At 36.7% G+C, this 15,865-nt stretch carries 18 protein-coding genes and 1 tRNA gene; 12 read left to right on the top strand and 7 right to left on the bottom strand.

Going from position 1 to position 15,865, the window contains the following annotated elements; all coding sequences use genetic code 11:
* The 3 genes from CYP26_RS03755 to CYP26_RS03745 all read left to right on the top strand — a co-directional run.
* A partial coding sequence (locus tag CYP26_RS03755) for a methyl-accepting chemotaxis protein (RefSeq protein WP_258031397.1) occupies positions 1 to 437 on the top strand: 437 nt, incomplete at its 5' end.
* Between the two features lie 208 nt (positions 438 to 645).
* Positions 646 to 720 (top strand) — tRNA-Asn (locus tag CYP26_RS03750).
* A gap of 289 nt (positions 721 to 1,009) precedes the next feature.
* On the top strand, positions 1,010 to 1,258 hold the full coding sequence (locus CYP26_RS03745) for a hypothetical protein (RefSeq protein ID WP_103630416.1): 249 nt from the start codon (positions 1,010 to 1,012) through the stop codon (positions 1,256 to 1,258).
* A gap of 26 nt (positions 1,259 to 1,284) precedes the next feature.
* Here the strand turns inward: CYP26_RS03745 and CYP26_RS03740 are convergent, their stop codons facing one another.
* The gene (locus CYP26_RS03740) at positions 1,285 to 2,307 is read right to left on the bottom strand and encodes a hypothetical protein (RefSeq protein ID WP_103630415.1); all 1,023 of its coding nucleotides are present in this window, start codon (positions 2,305 to 2,307) and stop codon (positions 1,285 to 1,287) included.
* A gap of 145 nt (positions 2,308 to 2,452) precedes the next feature.
* Between CYP26_RS03740 and CYP26_RS03735 the strand changes: the two genes are divergently transcribed.
* The 4 genes from CYP26_RS03735 to CYP26_RS03720 all read left to right on the top strand — a co-directional run bounded on the left by CYP26_RS03735 (position 2,453) and on the right by CYP26_RS03720 (position 7,097).
* Positions 2,453 to 3,931 carry a DUF2779 domain-containing protein gene (locus CYP26_RS03735; protein ID WP_103630414.1) on the top strand — a complete coding sequence of 493 codons (1,479 nt, stop codon included), beginning with the start codon at positions 2,453 to 2,455 and terminating at the stop codon, positions 3,929 to 3,931.
* A gap of 55 nt (positions 3,932 to 3,986) precedes the next feature.
* Positions 3,987 to 4,823 (top strand): PD-(D/E)XK nuclease family protein, encoded by an 837-nt coding sequence (locus CYP26_RS03730; RefSeq protein ID WP_103630413.1) that lies wholly within the window; start codon positions 3,987 to 3,989, stop codon positions 4,821 to 4,823.
* Positions 4,824 to 4,900: 77 nt separating this feature from the next.
* Complete coding sequence (locus CYP26_RS03725; RefSeq protein ID WP_103630412.1) at positions 4,901 to 5,194, top strand: hypothetical protein; 294 nt, start codon at positions 4,901 to 4,903, stop codon at positions 5,192 to 5,194.
* Between the two features lie 154 nt (positions 5,195 to 5,348).
* Positions 5,349 to 7,097: a DUF262 domain-containing protein gene (locus CYP26_RS03720; RefSeq protein WP_103630411.1), complete on the top strand. Its 1,749-nt coding sequence runs from the start codon at positions 5,349 to 5,351 to the stop codon at positions 7,095 to 7,097.
* Between the two features lie 66 nt (positions 7,098 to 7,163).
* Here CYP26_RS03720 and CYP26_RS03715 read toward each other — a convergent pair whose 3' ends face one another.
* Entirely contained in the window at positions 7,164 to 7,820 is a 657-nt protein-coding gene (locus tag CYP26_RS03715) for a hypothetical protein (RefSeq protein WP_103630410.1), read from the bottom strand.
* 127 nt (positions 7,821 to 7,947) lie between these two features.
* On the opposite strand from CYP26_RS03715, the gene CYP26_RS03710 reads away from it, so the two are divergent.
* On the top strand, positions 7,948 to 8,280 hold the full coding sequence (locus CYP26_RS03710; protein WP_103630409.1) for a hypothetical protein: 333 nt from the start codon (positions 7,948 to 7,950) through the stop codon (positions 8,278 to 8,280).
* Here CYP26_RS03710 and CYP26_RS03705 read toward each other — a convergent pair.
* Genes CYP26_RS03705 through CYP26_RS03690 form a run of 4 tightly spaced genes read right to left on the bottom strand, consistent with a single transcriptional unit; the run spans position 8,262 to position 11,183 of the window.
* Complete coding sequence (locus tag CYP26_RS03705) at positions 8,262 to 8,837, bottom strand: metallophosphoesterase family protein (protein ID WP_103630408.1); 576 nt, start codon at positions 8,835 to 8,837, stop codon at positions 8,262 to 8,264. The genes CYP26_RS03710 and CYP26_RS03705 overlap by 19 nt on opposite strands.
* A 16-nt stretch (positions 8,838 to 8,853) precedes the next feature.
* On the bottom strand, positions 8,854 to 9,390 hold the full coding sequence (locus tag CYP26_RS03700) for a type II toxin-antitoxin system death-on-curing family toxin (protein WP_103630407.1): 537 nt from the start codon (positions 9,388 to 9,390) through the stop codon (positions 8,854 to 8,856).
* A gap of 3 nt (positions 9,391 to 9,393) precedes the next feature.
* A complete protein-coding gene (locus CYP26_RS03695; RefSeq protein WP_103630406.1) occupies positions 9,394 to 10,311 on the bottom strand; it encodes a helix-turn-helix transcriptional regulator in 918 nt (305 codons plus the stop codon).
* Between the two features lie 53 nt (positions 10,312 to 10,364).
* Positions 10,365 to 11,183 (bottom strand): SIR2 family NAD-dependent protein deacylase, encoded by an 819-nt coding sequence (locus CYP26_RS03690; protein ID WP_103630405.1) that lies wholly within the window; start codon positions 11,181 to 11,183, stop codon positions 10,365 to 10,367.
* Positions 11,184 to 11,287: 104 nt separating this feature from the next.
* On the opposite strand from CYP26_RS03690, the gene CYP26_RS03685 reads away from it, so the two are divergent.
* Positions 11,288 to 12,052, top strand: coding sequence for a hypothetical protein (locus CYP26_RS03685; protein ID WP_103630404.1), 765 nt, complete (start codon positions 11,288 to 11,290; stop codon positions 12,050 to 12,052).
* A gap of 14 nt (positions 12,053 to 12,066) precedes the next feature.
* On the opposite strand, the gene CYP26_RS03680 is transcribed toward CYP26_RS03685, so the two are convergent.
* Positions 12,067 to 12,864, bottom strand: coding sequence for an agmatine deiminase family protein (locus CYP26_RS03680; protein ID WP_103630403.1), 798 nt, complete (start codon positions 12,862 to 12,864; stop codon positions 12,067 to 12,069).
* Between the two features lie 134 nt (positions 12,865 to 12,998).
* On the opposite strand from CYP26_RS03680, the gene CYP26_RS03675 reads away from it, so the two are divergent.
* Genes CYP26_RS03675 through CYP26_RS03665 form a run of 3 tightly spaced genes read left to right on the top strand, consistent with a single transcriptional unit; the run spans position 12,999 to position 15,816 of the window.
* Positions 12,999 to 13,586 carry a hypothetical protein gene (locus CYP26_RS03675; protein ID WP_103630402.1) on the top strand — a complete coding sequence of 196 codons (588 nt, stop codon included), beginning with the start codon at positions 12,999 to 13,001 and terminating at the stop codon, positions 13,584 to 13,586.
* 9 nt (positions 13,587 to 13,595) lie between these two features.
* Complete coding sequence (locus tag CYP26_RS03670) at positions 13,596 to 14,492, top strand: hypothetical protein (RefSeq protein WP_103630401.1); 897 nt, start codon at positions 13,596 to 13,598, stop codon at positions 14,490 to 14,492.
* 43 nt (positions 14,493 to 14,535) lie between these two features.
* Entirely contained in the window at positions 14,536 to 15,816 is a 1,281-nt protein-coding gene (locus CYP26_RS03665) for a DUF2130 domain-containing protein (protein WP_103630400.1), read from the top strand.
* The last annotated feature ends 49 nt before the right edge of the window (positions 15,817 to 15,865 follow it).

The raw sequence follows: 15,865 nt of genomic DNA, 5'->3' as shown, positions 1-15,865 counted from the left end.
ATGCTATCTCTCAAAAGACAGCTGATGTCATAAGACAAAGTGATGAAATTAAAAACATCATAACTATCATTAGAGATATAGCAGATCAAACAAACCTTCTAGCTCTTAATGCTGCAATAGAAGCAGCCAGAGCAGGAGAGCATGGTAGAGGATTTGCAGTTGTTGCTGATGAAGTTAGAAAGCTAGCTGAGAGAACTCAAAAATCTCTAGGAGAGATAGAGGCAAATACAAATGTATTAGCTCAATCAATAAATGAGATGAGTGAATCAATTAAAGAGCAAAGTGAAGGAATCAATATGATAAATCAATCAGTTGCTCAAATAGATCACCTAACAAAAGAGAATGTTGTAATTGCAAACCAAGCAAATGAAGTAACATCAGAAGTAGATGAGATGGCTAAAGCTATAGTTGAAGATGTTAGGAAGAATAAATTTTAAAATACTTCTGATTTAGAGTTTTAAATAAACTCAGATTTGAACAAAACTACCAAAACAAAACGATCTTGTTTTGGTAAAACTCTAAACCACTCAGGCAATTTGCTTGAGTGGTTTGAAATATATAATTTATTAGAAAATGGCTAAAATTTTTAGTTATTTAAGCTATTTTTAAATGATTGCTAACTATAATACGACTTCTTTTAAGTATTCCGGATTAGCTCAGCGGTAGAGTAGGTGACTGTTAATCACTTGGTCGCTGGTTCGAACCCAGCATCCGGAGCCATTTCTTTTTATATATTCTTTTCAAATCCCAATTTTAACGATATTTCAAAAACCTTAAGATTTCTTGTTTTTTATATTTTCCCCCTTTATTTTCCCTCAGTTTTATTTAATATTTTAAAATTTTCTATTTTACTCTAATGTGTTTTTTGTATATTATTTTTTTGTTTTAAAGAGTTGTAGATAAAACATAAAATATTTTTACCATAATTCGCTCTAAGTTGTCCTATAATTGACGTTAATAAAGAATTAGACAACTTAATGCTGCAAAAGCAAAATCCAAGAAGTTAAGCATGTTAGTAAAATTCTTTAAAACTAAAAACGGCGGTAGTATTGCTGGCATCAACTATCTTTTAAATCATCGGGTGAAAGACAATACAGCGTTTGTTTTAAAAGGTAGCGAAGTGATTACTAGGCAGATAGTATCCAATATGACCAAAAAACAAAAATTTTGTATCGGTTGTTTGAGTTTTGAAGAAGCTGATATTGATTCGAATGCCAAACAAAAGATTATAATGGTTAGGTCATCTGCCTATTTATAAATTTCACCTTTTATAAGCTCTCTACCCTAACAATAATCAAGCGGATCAAAATCACTATACTCTTTTTCATAGTCTATATCTTCAGCCCAGTAATCAAAGCACCCAAGCTCTTTTAACGCTAGCCTTAGCTTCTTTCGCTCAAAATGCTCATATCTAAAGCTTATCGCGCGTTTTAAGATCCCTCTTATAAATTTTCTATCACTGCTAAATTTTTGTGCTGCACTTTTTAAAGTTGCTATGACATTTTTTATAAACACACCTTTGTAATAAGCCACTCCTAAAGCTTGAAGTAGCATTATCCTTGCTTTGTCAATAACTTTATTTTCATAGAAAATTTCTGCTATTTTTATGCATATTAGCGTGTCTTTTTCGAAGTAGATATCATTATCCCAAAGGCCAAATTCGTCTGATATCTTATCTAAACATATATTTTCTTCTACACTGCAGTTATTATAGGTGTCAAATTCGACATCAGGTCTTAAAAACCACTCAAATTTTATCTTCGCGTTTTTGCAGATGACGTAAGTTTGCCAGCTTTTTTTAGAAATTCTCATGGCGTAGTTAAATAGCTTGTGCTCGAGTTTTATGAAGTAACACTTGCTTTTAAGTGGGATTATCTTCACTGCTTCGCTTTTTGAAATTTGGTCCGCGATCTCTTTGTAGTATGAGAGCGGTTTTATCTCGCTTTTGATATATCTTTCTGCCTCATCAGCCACAACGAAAAATTCTTCTTTTGTTGTGGTGGCTTTTATTAGTTTTTTGAAAGCTTCACGAGCCCATTTGTGAAAGCCTATATGTGAAAAAAGATCGTCTTCTAGTTCATGTACTTGCCCAAATATCTCGGCACTTTTGCTCTTTTGCATGAGCTTAAATATAGCTGCTGCACCGGCTATGCCGTTTTCAGGCCCGCCGCACATCGTGCGGTATATCCATCTTGCACAGACGAAACATTGATTTGGTGCATCATTTAGCAAATGACCTAACATATCCTTTGCTTGCTTCTCTTTGCCGGCTTCAAATAGCTCTTTTATCTGTTTGATCTTCTTCATCGCCACTCCTTTTTGGGATGAATTCTAAAGTAAAAAACGGACAAAATTTATTCCTATTTTGTTGGTATGATCCCACAAAAGGACGTTAAAACAAAGATCTTTTTGACGATATATAGAAATAAAACAAATTTTAAAGGCATAGGTAATGGCGCTATCTAAATCCCTCTACATCCGTGGTCTTCAGTGTGAAAAGAGCTTGTGGCTTAAAAAGAAAAGGCCTGAGGTTTTGCAAGCTCCAGATGATAGCGCGCAGGCTGTGTTTGATACTGGCACATCGGTAGGCGAGCTAGCCTGTGAGCTATTTAGCGGTGGCGAGAGGATAGAATACACTGGCGACTTTGTCTCGCAGATGGCAAAGACAAAAGAGCTTATGGGGCGTGGCACAAAGGTCATATATGAGGCTACTTTTTGCCTTGATGGCATTCTTGTGATGGTCGATATCCTCCGTATTTGCGAGGACGGCCTCATCATCAACGAAGTAAAGAGCTCAACATCAGTAAAAGACGTCTATATCGATGATGCAAGTATCCAGTACTACGTCATTAGCTCGCTTGGCTACAAGGTGAGTGCCGTAAATATCATCCACATAGATAATAGCTACGTAAGAGGCGAGAAACTCGAGCTTGATAAGTTTTTTCACGCCGAAGACGTGACCGAGCAAGTAAAGCAAAAACAAGCAGATATCCCTCAAATTTTAAGTAAATTTGACGAAATTCTTAGCAAAGACACTGAGCCAGAGATTGATATCGGCCCACATTGCTCAGACCCTTATAATTGCGACGCTTGGGAGTACTGCTGGCGCAAGCAGCGAGGCATACCAGAGTATAGTATTTTTGACATATCTCGCCTAAGAAGCGATAAGAAATTTGAGCTTTATAAAAGTGGTGTGCTTAAATTTGAAGATATCAAAGAGCTAGATAAATTTAACGCCTCTCAGCAGATCCAAATCCGCTCCGAACTATCCAAAGAGCAGATCATAGACAAAGAGGCTATCAAAGAATTTCTAGACACTCTTAGCTATCCACTCTATCACCTTGACTTTGAGACCTTTCAGCAGGCCGTACCTGAGTTTGTGGGGCTTAGTCCATACGAGCAGATACCTTTTCAGTTTTCTATCCATAAAGATGATGGCAAGGGAAATTTGGAGCATTTTGAGTTCTTGGCTGAGGTCGGGGCCGATCCTAGATATGAGCTAGCGCTAAATTTGATCAAATTTATCCCGCAAGATGCCTGCGTGCTAGCCTATAATATGAGCTTTGAAAAAAGGGTGATAAGACGTCTTGCTGAAATTTATCCGCAAATTTCAAATGAGCTTATGGCTATCCACAACAACATAAAAGACCTGATGGCGCCATTTGCTAGCAAAAGCTACTACCACCCAAAGATGCAGGGCAGCTACTCTATAAAATACGTCCTACCAGCGCTCGTGCCTGAATTTGAGTCGGCATACAAGGATCTAAATTTGATCCATCACGGCGGCGAAGCAATGCAGGCCTATGAGGCTATGGCATATATGCCAGCCAAGGAGCGTGAGGCCTATAAAAAGGCACTTTTGGCATACTGCAAGCTAGATACTTTAGCTATGGTTAAGGTTTTAGAAAAACTGCGTGAAGTAGCAAAATAGACAAAAAGTGTCTGCTTTGCCGGCTATAATGCTTTAAAAATTAAAGGAGAAAAGTATGGATATAGAAAAATTTGAATCTATGCTAAAGCAAATCAAAATCCTAAATGACAAGCTAGAGATCAAAAAACTACGCGGCAATAACGACTATAACTTATTTTTAGTACTTCTTGATATAAATGATGAGGTGCGATTACACTCACGCTTTATCTATTCACTACTTGATCCAAATTCGTCACATTATCAAAAAGAGTTATTCTTAGAGCTTTTTATAAAAGCATGCGGGCTAGAAAATTTTGGACTAGACCCGCAAAGCGCAAAAGCCTATAAAGAATACAAAAACATAGATATCTATATAACTGACGGCGCGAAGCATATTATTTTAGAAAATAAAATAAATGCCGGCGATCAAGAAGCCCAAATAAAAAGGTATATAGAAACCATCCAAAAAGAAAACGACAGCGAAGCTGAAATTTACGTACTATTTTTATCGCCACAGGGGCGAGAGCCTAGCGGCTATAGTTTGAGTGGGCTAAAAATCGAAGACGGCAAATTTTTAGAAAAAAACGTTGATGAAGTGGCTAACTTTAAGGCGATTTCATACGACAAAGAGATAATGGCGTGGCTTGGCTTATGTCTTGATGAGGCTGGAAATTTGGCAAATTTAGCCGCCGTGATATCGCAATACAAAAACGTAATTGAAAAAATTTATGGAAAATATAAAGGAGTGCAGATGGATGAAAGAAAAATAATCGAAATAATACTTAAAAACTATGACTTAGTCGATGAAATAAGAAGTAAATACTTTGATATGGCCAATGCAAATAGACTTAATGAATTTATGTCAAATGTAAAAATTGAACTCGAAAAAGATTATCACAAGAATGGTGCGTAGAAATAGAAGAAGCTGATGCTAGTAGATATTTTACACCTATATATATTTTTAAAAGAAGTTGGGATAATGGCTATTTATTGGCATTTGTTTTAGAGTTTGATAGTAAAAATTTTTTATATCCATATATCGGACTCGCTTATGATACAGATAGAATAAATAAGGCATACGTTGATAGCATACAAGTTAAAATTTCTAGAGAATGGAATATAGGTACAAGATTTGCTAGATGGAAGTGGCTAAAAAAAGATCAGTTTTTGAGAGAGATAATTTTTTATAAATATAGCGAAGCCGAACTAGTGGATGAACTAATAAAAATGAAAGATGAGCTAGAGCCATTAGCTGATGAAATCGCTAAATTAATCGAGGTATAAGTCATGCACGACACAATACTTCAAGCAAAAGAGATCATTAAAAACGCAGACGCCATAGTTATCACAGCAGGTGCTGGCATTATTTGGATATTAATTCTTATAAAAATATAAATTTAGTTATAATGATAATATAAAATTTTACAAGGGGTAGAATATGGCTGGGTTTCAGCAAATAAAAATAGCAGAGGCAATACGAGAAATAGGGGCGGACAAATATCTTATTCCCGCATTTCAAAGGGAGTATGTTTGGTCTGGAGAGCAAGTAGAGAGACTATTTGATTCTATTATGCGAGGCTACCCTATTAGCTCTATGCTTTTTTGGAAAGTTAGAAGCGAAAGTGCAGAGCAATGGAAGTTTTACAGTTTTTTGAGATACTTTCGAGAATGGTATCATACCCATAACGAATACAAGCCCACCAAGAGTATTGGCGAATTTTCGGCCATACTAGACGGGCAACAAAGATTAACTTCTCTATATTTAGCGCTTTGCGGCGAATACCATACTCATAGACCGTATAAAAAATGGGAAAATACGGACGATAAATTTAAAATTTGTGAGCTTTATTTTAACCTAACCGCAAGTCAAGAGCCTAAAAATGATAACGTAGAATACGAATTTTTATGGTTGGAAAAAGCTGAAACCGGTAGTAAAAAGATTTATACGGATAAATTTGGACAAAAATGGTTTAGATGTAAGGATATATATCCTCATAGTGATGATGAAGTGAAGGCTGTGGAAATACAAGGAAAATTTGAACTGTCTAATAAAGAAACTAAAAATTTGGCGCTTTTCGAAAAAAGAATATTCTCAGAAGATATTATCAGCTTCTACCAAGAAGACGACCAAAATCCAGAAAAAGCAGTGAATATATTTATTCGTATTAACTCGGGCGGGACACACCTTAGCTATTCTGATATCTTATTTAGCTATGCTATTGCAAACTGGAAACAAAAAGATGCAAGAAAAGAGATCAATGAACTTGTCGATTTTATAAATGACTCTAAAGGCTTTAATATCTCGAAAGATTTAGTACTAAAAGCATTTTTGTATTTATATCACGAAAATATAAAATTTGACATAGGTAGTTTTAATAACGGATTTATAGAAAATATCGAACAGCAATGGGATAACATAAAAATGGCCTTTCATAGCATTTTTGATTTGCTCGAAAATTTTGGGTTTAATGCGCAAACAATGAGTTCAAATAATGCAATTTTACCGGTACTTTATTATGTATATCATAAAAATTTGGCTAGCTCCATAGTTCACGGTACTGGGCAAAAACAAACTAGAGAAGTTATAAAAAAATACTTACTAAGGGCTACGCTATTTAAGCCGTTTGGAGGAAGCGCAGATAGCGTTTTAACCGCAACGAGAAAAGTATTTAAAAAGGATTTTGACGGTAAAGTATTTTTTGACGACAACATTGATGAATTTCCGTTAGAGGGTATTGAAAAGTCTTATAAATATAACAATACTATCGATGATGACTTTTTGCAAGATTTGATGCTGTATAGAAAAAATAGTCCAGAAGCCTTTGCCGTCTTATCTATCTTATATCCAAATTTAGACACAAAGAATAACTTTCACAAGGACCATTTGCATCCAGAAAGTAAGTACAAAGAGTATAAAAAATTGATGGAGAAAAATAAAAAAGAATACTACGATTTTTCCATGTACGACGCTCTCCCTAATTTACAGTTACTAGATGCAAACGAAAACATGGCTAAAAATGATAAGAGTCTTGAAGAGTGGGTTGAAAGCGAATGCAGAAATAAAGACAAGAGTAAATTTTTAAAGGATCATTTAATACCTGATGTTGATTTATCTTTAGATAATTTTGATGATTTTTATGAAAAGCGTGAAAAGCTAATGATAAGCAAATTACGAGAGTTACTATAGGATACACTTTGTAGTTGTATAAATATATTTAAGCCCTGATTTCTGGGCTTAAATATTTTACATATCTCACATTTGATAAGCTAAAAGATGTTTATAAAATTTTTGAGTGGGTATTTGTCTAAAACGGGTGATAAAATTTTTATAACTTTTTGGCAAAATTTTATATTCAAAATCAAACCAAGAGGTCAAAAAACTGTTACGAATATACATATTATCAAAGTCTTTAAAGGTGTTTGCCTCTCTAACACCCTTTGGCAGATATATGTTGTAGTCATCAGAGCTTACAATAGGCATCCAAATGAGTTTCTCGTTGAGCGAGGCACCTATTTTTTCCTTTTTGTAGTATAGCCTTGGCTCAAAATGCCAACATATATCATCAATAGATAAAATTTCTTCTATAGTTATTGAGGCGCTAGACATCTTAGTGAGTATGATCGAGCAGTCAAAGCCATGTGGTCGCCCGTCGTAGCATAGCTCTATACCACTAAGATCATCATCTTCAAAGTAAAAGTCCTGTAACTCAACAGAGAGAATTTCCTCCTCGTAGTCTTTCATATAAAAAACAACCTCGCAGACAATGTCTATCATATCTTTATCATGGTCAAGATATGTCTTAAAAAGCTCCTTAATGCGCAGATACTCTGCTGTCATCTCGCGCTGTATCTCAAGTAGCTTTTGATCAAAAGCTACCAAAAGCTCTTTTTCTTCTTTGGTGCAAACCATTTTTTACCTCCTAAAAATTTAAGAGGATATTAGCGAGAGTTAAAGACAGAAAAATGTCTGTTTTTTGGATATTTTATAGACAAATTTTGTCCAAATTTTTATTTATAATAAAAACATAGGAGCAAAAATGAACGAGCAAGAAATTTGGCAAGAGTATGATGAGTTTTCTTTTTTGGCGCAGGCTAAGTCAAGCTATGACTACGTAAATAATGCAAATTTTACTAAATATAGCAATACGAAAATGTCAAAAGATTTTTACAGGCAAGCCGTTAAGGCATTAAATAATGCGTATGATGTTGTTACTGAGGCTAAATTTATACTGCAAAATCTAAAAAACGACTTTGGCTGTGAGAGCGAATTTATAAAAGAGATATGTTTTCAAATTTTAGATATAGAAATGACGCCATACGAGCATCAAGAGGTGGCTAAAATGATAGAAAACTATATCTCTATCTCTTGATAAAATGGCTCTTTTGCACCGCTACTTGCAGAGTTATAAATTTTAACTCCGTTTAAAACGTCCGTGCGAGATTTTGGCTCATGTATATGCCCACAAAGGATGATCTTTACATTTAAAAGATTATTTTTAATAAGCCTTGCAAGCTCCATATCTCCGTGATCCTTGTCATTTTTACTGATGCTCGTGCTTGTCTTTGCTGGTGGGACGTGGGTCAGCAAGATATCGCACTCTGCAAATTCAAGCAGATCATCACACAAGTAAGGCACGCAGCCAAATTTAACGCCGTTTATAGTCTTTATAGCGCCATCAGAGTATATGCCACTTATAGACTTTAGCCAAGAAGGCGGCATATCGTGGTTGCCAGAACACACAAATACCGGCTTTTTAAAGCTTTTTAGCCATAAAGTAGTTTGCTCTTTTTCTTGTGCGCTCTCTTTGCATAGAAAATCACCGCTAAAACAAAAAATGTCAAATTTGTCTTGAAGGGCTAAAATATAGTCAAAATAGCCAGAACCAAAGTGCAGATCGCTAGCGTGAAAAAGTTTTAAGCCACTCATTTGTATCTATCAGCCTTTAATCCACAAGTAAATTTGTGATCAAATTTACCATCATATCTTTTTGCTTTGGCTCGCTTTGAGCAATGAACAGTGCAAGTGCAACAAGGGCGTTGTCGTTTATCCTTAGCTCGCCACTACTTTTATAAAGAAGCCTGCACTTTGATAAAAACAAGATAAATATAAATGATCCGATGCGTTTGTTGCCGTCGCTAAAGAGGTGGTCTTTGATGATGTAGTAGATCAAATTTGCCGCTTTTTCTTGCGGGCTTGTTAAAAGATCACATCCGCCAAATGTCTGATAGATATTTTTTATTATCCCTTCAAATTCATCTGCCTTTTGAACGCCAAAGATATTTGACGCCTCGCCCCTTTTTATAAGCTCTCTTTTTAGCTCATCCACTGCTGTTAGCACCTCGTCATATCCAAGAGTAAAATTTTCGCCCACATCGCTTTTGTAAAGACCAAGTGAGCCATCATCAAATTTTTGCAGTAGCAACCAGCTCTTTTTGTAGTATCTAATAAGCTCTAGTGTCTCTTTATCATTGCTGCCCATGGCTTAGAAATTTATCTCTTTTAGATACTCGCTGACATCTTTTTTGACCTCGTCAGCCAGCTCCTTTGGCTCAAGCACTTTGATAAATGGCAGGTAGTAGTATATGAGCGGTTTTATCTCCATTATGTGCGTAAATTCTATCTCTATCTCGACTGAGCCGTCGCTATCTTGGCCAGTTATGCGCTGCTTTGCGTGTGGCTTTCGCTCGAAGTATTTTGCTACTTCTGGCGCTAGCAGTAGCCTTGCTGTTTTTGGGGCTTCTAAATTTGCCCATGCTGAATTCATCGCCTTTACACGCTCATCTAGCTCGCTACTTAGCTCAAATTTATCCCCACTACGCTTTATATCTTTTATGCTCTTTAGGTGAAATTTCTTAAATTTATTGCCCTTTTTGCTATCAAGCAAGAGCAGATACCAAAATCCCTCAAAAAGTGCCAGTTTTAGAGGCTTTACAAGAAACTCAAAGCCATTATACGTGCATGTTATCTCCGCTTTTTCTCTTATAGCATCCTCAAGCGCTTGAAAATTTACAAGATCCTCCTCGCTTAGCTTTTCGTTGTTTATGTTTGTCAGTATCGGGTGGTTTAGCTGCTGAGAAATTTGCTCTAGAAGCACGTGAGCCTTGCTGTAAAAATTTGATCCCATGTTTTTTGCCACGTTATCAAGGATATTTAGCACCACTCTATCATCGCCGTTTAGTCCGTCGCTCGCGTCCTCGTCGTTTAGGCTCCAGTAGTGTCCCTTTTTGACGGCGCCATACTCTCTTAGCGTGTCGTAAAGGTCGCGCTGGATGGTCTTTGAGGTCACTCCAAGCATGGCTGTTAGCTCTTTTATCGTGTGCGGTCTCTCTCTTAGCTTTAGGGCTATAAAATTTATACGTTCAAATTTGCTGTTTTCTTGTTTGGTTATGATGGGTTTCATTTGCTCTCCTAGTTTGGGGATTATATCCAAATTAGGACTAGAGGATGTCTTTTTTAGCATAATATCTGCCTAAGACCATCTAGCGCGCCACATTTTAGACTTATGCCGATATACTGCGAGATGTAGTTATCTCGTGGGTTTATGCGGATAAGAGTTGCTTTTTTGGAGCGTTTAACGAATTTCTCACCAAAATTTCTAATTGTTGGCACCGCAAGCCCAGCGCCCAGCTCTATGATCACAAAGCGGCTATCTTTGTTTTGCTCCAGCCACGCTTCATATCTTCTATACTGCTCGTTTATTCGCCTTGTATTTACCATCCAGTCGTAAAACATCACGATATTTGGGCGGCTCACACAGCCACACTCTGGGCAAACTGGCATATCTAAAGCTATAAATTTCTCTTCATCTACTTTTATATCGCTACAAGTCTGCCATATAGCGCCATCACGCTTGTGGATGCACTGAGAGTAGTGGATAGAGCCATGGCACTCATAAATTTTATCTTCGCTAAAGCCGGCTTTTTGAAAGTGACCATCGACATTTGAAGTATAGACGAAGTAGTTGTCGTTTTTGCTTTTTACAAGATCTAAAAGTAGCCTAAAACCCTCATGAGGTTCTGTCTTTTTGTATAAATTTAGCCTGTGCCCGTAAAATGCCCATGCTAGCTTTGGATCATCTAAAAACCACTGCGGATTTGCCATATCTTCAAAGCTTAAATTTTTCTCCCTTAAAAGTGGATAGGCTCTCCAAAACCCTAGATCTCCCCTAAAATCAGGCAACCCACTATCAACACCCATTCCAGCACCTGCTGTGATGATGACCGCATCGGCCTCCGCGATGATCTTTTTGATCCTGTCTATCTTCTCTTGCATTTTTATCCTTTTTAAGAAATTTTGGTAAGTATAATGAGTTGATCAGACATTTTTGTGTCCGCTCTCTTTTGGTAAAATAGTGAAAATTTTATGAAGGAGAGAAGATGACAAAGAAATATAAAACTAAAATGGAGGATAGTTTTAAAACAAAAGTTCAGCTATTTTTGTTTGACAAGGCTTTTTCTTGGGACAACTTGGATGAAAATGGATGCAATGATTACTACATTATGAGTAATATTGAAACTATAAAAAAGGATTTTAAAAATTTTAAGGTTACTAATGAAGTAGCAAATTTATATAGTAGTAAATACTATCAACTTGAGATAAATAGTGATAAAAGTAAAATAAAGCACAAGGGCAAAGAGTTAAACATTATGATTATAGAACAAAGACAATATTTTGTTCAAAAATCTAAAGAATTTACAGAAATTTTAGATGCACTGGAAAAAGAATATGAAAATGATTTTAAAGAAAAGTTTTCTGAAACAGATTTTAATAAGATGCTTGACAAAACAACTTGCTCATATTGCGGTATAAGCCTAGCTCAGATCGAGGAGCTTGGCAAAAAAGGCAAGCTAAATAATAAAAGAAGCGATACCCGCGGATATACGCTAGAGATAGATAGAATGCTACCAAATTTGGAGTATAGCAAAAAGAATTGTTGCATGGCTTGCTACTGGTGTAATAATGCAAAAACCGATGAATTTTCACCAGAAGAATTTAAGCCTATTGCTGAAGGTATTAGAAAGACTTGGAATGAAAGACTGAAGGCTATTGGGTATAGCGAAGAAGAAATAAAAGACGTGCCAGACCCAGAAATTTGGAACACTAAATTTGATACAAGCATGGAGCCAGATATAGAGAAATAATTAAGGCGGTAACTCTACCGCCCAAATTTCTCCGCCGTTATGCAGTGTAGAGCACCGCCAAGCTCTATTATCTCGCTTAAATTTATCGTCTCTACTTTATAGTCACTATAAAATTTCTTGATCTGCTGCAGCGCAACATCGTCATCATCTATGCCATATATTGGAACTATTAAAATATCCTTAATTTTAATAAAATTTAAGTAAGCGCCCCAGTCTCTCTTTTTAGTGAAAAATCCATCTTTATACTTCATAAATTTCACATCCAAACCACTCTTTTTAAGGGCTTTTATAAGCCTATCATTAAAGCTTTTACTCTCATTTGAAAAGTCATTTACTAACACGCTATTTTCATCTATCCACCTCACCATGGCGTCACTGTGGCCTAGCATATCGTAAGGCTGCTTTGGTATGATGATGAGCTCATTTAGCGCGCATTTTTGCTTTATAATTTCAGCTATCTCGGTTTTTATCTTCAGTGGATTTTCTCTAAAAATTTTATCAGTCATGATGGCTTTGCCTCCAAACCTTACGAAATTTCCGCCGTCTAGGGCTAAATTTATATGCTCTTTTAATGGCTGGATATTTGTTCTTAGGTGACTATATTTTTCATCTTTTAGGTAGTCTGGATCGTAGTCGTAAGAGATAAGGCGCCCATCATCAAGCAAAATCGGCATAAAGTCCCTCATCCAGATGTCTTTAGTCTCTAAAAACTCGTATTTGACCCCGTATCTGTCAAATATCTGGCACAAGCTTTTGGCTGTTTTGGCGTGATGTTTTGCCAAAAGTGTGGAAAGTAGGATAGTTGGCTGCATATTTGCTCCTAAATTTTATAGTTTTTGTGAAATTTTACTAGTAAATTTCTAGACATTTTTTGTCCATTTGAGTTGCTATAATTTCACAAATCACAAAAAATGTATCGGCGATAAAAATCAAAAAAGGATAATCAATGATCTACGAGCAACTTAAAATTCTCACACAAAACAGCGACAAAAAGGCGCTCTCAAAAGCACTTGGCTATGTTAGAGAGCAAAATTTCACAAGAGCACTTGCAAATTTAGAGGCGGCAAAGAGCCTTGATGAGTTTATCACAAAGGGGCACTTTGACTGGGCGCACAGCTCAGAAACGCTCATCCTAGCCCTTAGCAAGCACTTTGCTCTTAACATAGACGCAGAGCTTGGCGAGGTGCAAAAACTCTACAACGAGCGAGTAAAATTTAGAGGCTCATATATCTATATAGATACGGATTTTAAGCGCAAGAGTGAGCCTATATTTGCCCTTGCTATGGCGCAGCACTTAAGATATATCAGCCTAACACCATTTTTAGATGAGCTTTGTTTTAAAGCATTAGATGAGCAGCTAAAAGCTATCTCAAAGATCACTAAAAGCTACTATCAAAAAACGAAAACTCTGCCTATTTTTGGTGCCATAACTGGCTTTAAGCTCTATTTTCTAGGCAAAAATTATTCACTTGATACAAACGGAAATTTTACAGATAAAGAGATCGCCGAACAGGTGGCGGTGATTAAATTTTAAAGGACAAAAATGGGACAATTTACAAAGGAGCAAAGGCGAAAGCTAAATAGCATAAACGAAAGGCTCTATGACCTTGAGCGCCGTGTCGTGCCACGTGCAAAGCAGATAAATATGTCGGTAAAAGATGTAAAAGAGGCATGTGATCATTTTTGTGAGCTATTGCTCTATTTTTACTCAAAGGATGAACTTCTTATGCGATATGGGCAGTTCATGAATCACATAGATGACTACTTTTATACGGAAAATCAAAACGAATTTAGAAACTGGCCCACGCATGAGATGTCTGGCGAGTGGCACTGCTGGTTTTACCACTGCCTATATGACCATACGGATCTTAGCTGGGATGAAATTTTAACTATCGACAGGATGGAGGGCAAGCTTCGCTCATACTACGACTATACGCCTATAGACCTTTGCCTAAAAAAGCTAGAGTGTAGCGAGAGAGAAGAGTATATCTCTGATGCCAACAAAGATCAGTGGGAGCAGATAGAGAAGATAAATAAAGCGCTAGCTAGCTACCAAGATATCCTAATAAGAGATGCAAAAATGCTTGAAAACAGGCTAAAAGCAAGGTTTGAGGGTGGATTTATCGAGGATTATGCTATGGAATTTCGTTTGGTCTTTCGCTTGCGCGAAGATGATCCAGATTATGATGAAAATGACGACAATTTCTTAGCCATCATCAATGAGCCTATCGTTCCTGGCGAAATGAGCAAGCAAAAGAGCCGCTGGACGCAAAACTGCAATGAATATTTTGGTAGCTCTGTCTATTTTGATAAGAAGGCATATTTTTGCTATCTATTTGCAGCTTTTAACAATAACACACATATCAATAAGATCAAAGATATACTTCGTATAGGCTCTGTTGATATGACACTTTGCTGGGATGAATACTATGAAATTTAAAGAAAAAATAGCATAAGATAAAGATAAAAAATGGAGGTGAAAAATGACAAATCAAACAACGATAAAGTGCCCAAACTGTGGGTGTGAAATAGATATAAATGACGCCTTATATCATCAGCTAGAGGGAAAATATAAAGGTGAATACCTAGCCCAAAAGAAGCAGCTTGAAGCTGAACTTGAGGCTAAAAGAAAGGAACAGGAGGCTTATTTTGAGAGTTTAAGAGCAAAAGAGCAGCAACTGCAAGATCAAAAAGAGAAATTTGAGGAAGAAATCAAAAAAGCTACGCAAATACAGCTAAAAATGGAAAGAGCAAGACTTCAAGAGGAGCTGCGAAAAGAGATACTTGACGAGCAAAATGAGTCGGTGGCGCTCTTGCAAAAACAGCTTGAAGAGAAGTCAAATCAAGTAAAAGAGCTAAATATTACAAAGGCTCAAATTTTGCAGCTTCAAAGGGAAAAAGAGGAGATGGAGTCTGCCATAACTGCAAAGGCCGAGCTGGCATTAAATGAAAAGCTAAAAGAAGAAAAAGAGAAGATACAAAAGGCTGCAGATGAGCAAAATGAGCTTAAATTTAGACAAAAAGAGGAACAGCTAAAACAGCTTCAAGAGCAACTTCAAATAGCCCAAAGAAAGGCCGAGCAAGGCAGCATGCAGCTTCAAGGTGAGGTGCAGGAGCTCGCGATAGAAGAGTGGCTGAGGGAGAAATTTCCATTTGATACTATTGATGAGATCAAAAAAGGTGCAAGAGGTGCTGACTGCGTGCAGATCGTGCATACAAGAGAGTCTCAAAACTGCGGAACGATATATTATGAGAGCAAGAGAACGAAAGAATTTCAAAAGTCTTGGATAGAGAAATTTAAGGCTGACATGAGAGAAAAAGGTGCTGATATCGGTGTCATAGTTACTGATGCTATGCCAAGTGATATGCAAAGGATGGGGCTATATGAAGATGTTTGGATCTGTACGTTTGAGGAATTTAAAGGCTTAAGCGCTGTTTTAAGAGAACAACTCATAAGGATACACCACGTCTTGATCGCGCAAGAGAACAAAAGTGACAAGATGAGCTTGCTCTACCACTTTTTAACCAGCAATGAGTTTAAAATGCAAATAGAAGCGATAGTTGAGGCATTTTCAACCATGCAAAGTGACCTAGATAGCGAAAAGCGCGCGATTCAAAAGATATGGAAGCAAAGAGAGAAACAAATCGAAAAGGTACTAGATAACACCATAAGTATGTACGGCTCTATAAAGGGCATCGCTGGAAATGCGGTAGCAAATATAAAAGCCCTTGAGCTACCATATAGCAGCGATACACAGGAGTGAGTTAAAGAGCGTTAAGGCGCTCTTTTTAAATTTTTTCTCACAAAAATTT

The sequence above is a fragment of the Campylobacter concisus genome (assembly GCF_002913225.1).
Lineage (GTDB): Bacteria > Campylobacterota > Campylobacteria > Campylobacterales > Campylobacteraceae > Campylobacter_A > Campylobacter_A concisus_J.
The sequence above is the reverse complement of the archived record's forward strand: the minus strand, read 5'-3'. Positions and strand labels throughout refer to the sequence as shown.